1 protein-coding gene and 1 pseudogene are annotated in these 2416 nt (G+C 48.6%); both read right to left on the bottom strand.

Going from position 1 to position 2416, the window contains the following annotated elements:
* Positions 1-68: 68 nt before the first annotated feature.
* On the bottom strand, positions 69-833 hold the full coding sequence (gene istB / locus Q8M85_RS15150; protein WP_305327048.1) for an IS21-like element helper ATPase IstB: 765 nt from the start codon (positions 831-833) through the stop codon (positions 69-71).
* A pseudogene (gene istA / locus Q8M85_RS15145) lies at positions 833-2323 on the bottom strand (IS21 family transposase). The gene istB and the pseudogene istA overlap by 1 nt, the downstream one beginning before the upstream one ends.
* Positions 2324-2416 lie beyond the last annotated feature (93 nt).

Genomic DNA, 2416 nt, shown 5'->3' with positions numbered 1-2416 from the left:
TGTAGCGCGTCAACTATCTTGTCCAGTTCAGCGACAATTATCTTGTCTAGTTGACGCTGAGATTTTTACTACTGTTTTTGCATAGATGATTTTCTTCGGTAGCTGCCTCCTTCACACTGAATGATGGTGGCATGATGAATCAAGCGATCAATAGCAGCGACCGTCATGACCGTATCATCAAACAATTTATCCCAGTCCTCAAATGACTGGTTGGACGTGATGATTAAGCTGTGACGCTCATAACGATGTGCGATCAATTCAAACAGCACACTGCTTTCTTGTTCCGTTTTTCTGACATAGCCAATATCATCCACAATCAATACTGCGTATTTATCGAGCCTATTGAGCGCCTCAGTGAGTTTGAGTTCAGCTTTGGCCCGTTGCAGCAATTGTACCAATGCGGTCGCCGCCATGAATTTAACCCTGATGCCAGCCTCAGCCAAACCATAGCCGATACTGCTCACCAAATGGGTTTTACCAACGCCACTGGCGCCAAATACCAATAAATTGCCACCCGTTTTAACCCAGCCGTTCTGCTGAATCAGTTGATTGACCTGTACCGGCGTTACACCCTGCAATACACTGAAGTCAAAGCTGCCCAATTGTTTGCCTACTGGGAGCGAGGCATCCTTGAGATATTGCTGAAGGCGCTTGTCTTCACGTGCCAACAATTCGATATGGCGCAGCTCTGCCAGGTATTGATCAGGCGCCCAATGTTCAGTGATGGCTTTTTGTGCCATCGCCTGCCAATGCGTTTTAATGGAAGCCAAATGCAACTGTTTAAGCATGAGCGGCAATGAAGCGTTATGCGTGTTAAGTGTTGGGCTATTCATTAGGCTGGTACCTTTGCCAATAAGGCTTGGTAATCACTTAACGCATGTTGCTGTATGCGCAGACTGGGAATGATCGGGATGACGTTTAAGAACCGTTGCTGGCAGTCAAGCAAGCTGAAACGACTGGCCTGCTCTATCTGCGCAAGGGCGTAACGCCCCAAGGCATCTTCACAGTTTGCCTTTTTAGCCAGGTGTAATAGCCCTACCATATATTTACAGGCGTCATCGGCGGGTAGTTCATTATCCGCACGCTGCCAAATACGCCGATAGTCCTCATTGGGTAGCAGGTCATCACGCCATTTAGCAAAACGAAAGGCACGTGGCTTCTTCACTAATGATTCAATCACATGTTGGTAATCAATGTTGCGTTGACGAATGCCTGATGACGAGAACAAGCGAGTCAGGGTCAAGGTATGCTCACCTGCACACCACAGCTCCAACTTGGCATCAAATAGACGCACCCGTACGCAACTGCTAACCAGTCTTGAAGGCACGCTATAAAGGACGTGCTTGATCGTGATGGTGCTGTTACGGCTGACGCTGAGAATATGTTCGGTGTAATTGACGCGCTGTGTCGCGGGTAAGGGTTGTAATTGTCGCTGCTCTTCCAGAAAGGCGCTGTGGATGCGACGATTACGTTGCTTGAGCAGGTTTTGCACAAAAGCCTCATAGTCCTCACGGCTGTTAAAGTCATGACTGCCGCGCACTCACAGCGCTTGATGCAGTTGTTTTTTAAGATGATTGTTGGGCGATTCAATGGCGCCATTCTCATGCGCGACACCCCGGTTATTACGGCTAGGCTTTACCCCATAATGCCGGCATAGATCCGCATAACGTTCGGTAAAATCATGTTGTTGCTGACGGTTCTTATAGGCCGCACTTAAACTGTCGGTGCGTAATTCATGCGGCACGCCGCCACTGGCAACAAATGCACGCTGCAATCCATCAGATAGCGCCGTAAAGCTCTCGCCGCCATAGACGACTTGGGCATAACCCCAGCGACTGGCGACCAAGCGATAATGAAACAGCCTATGTTTCAGCGGCACGCCGGCAATGGTCACTGATTCTTTGACCACAGTAAAATCAGCAATGCCGAGTGCGCCAAGCGCATGGGTTTGCGTAAACATCACTTCTTTAGCGCTGCCGTGTAATTGTCGCCAGCGGTTGATGCGTCGTTCCAGAGTGCGGCGTGTTCTAGGATCAAACTGATCACTGTGCTGTTCGCACAGGTAATCAAATATCCCAATCGGGGTCAGGCCATCGGACTGTTGTAATAATGGCAGCACAATCGGCTCCCATATGACAGACAGCGGATCTTCTCTGGTACGCCAATGACGATTGGCTTGTTTGGGTTGGTGAATCTGGTTGTCGATGCGACTGGCAGTGCGTGATGAAATGCCGCTCTTGGCTGCAGCAATCACCTGACTGTGCTTAGCTCTTTGTGTCATATATAAATTAACCTGTTTATCTGAAATGTGATTACCTGACACAGCGCCTCCTTATGGTTTGCTGTGCAGAACTCTATCAGATCAACTAGACAAGTTAATTGTCGCTAGACCAGACAAGATAATTGTCGCTCAATA

The sequence above is a fragment of the Tabrizicola sp. genome (assembly GCF_030694085.1).
GTDB lineage: Bacteria > Pseudomonadota > Alphaproteobacteria > Rhodobacterales > Rhodobacteraceae > Tabrizicola.
Note: the sequence above shows the minus strand (reverse complement) of the source record. Positions and strands in the feature narration are given on the sequence as shown.

What these genes read in the sequence shown, in the direction of transcription:
- istB (WP_305327048.1), bottom strand. Translation starts at nt 833, where the DNA reads ATGAATAGCCCAACACTTAACACGCATAACGCTTCATTGCCGCTCATG.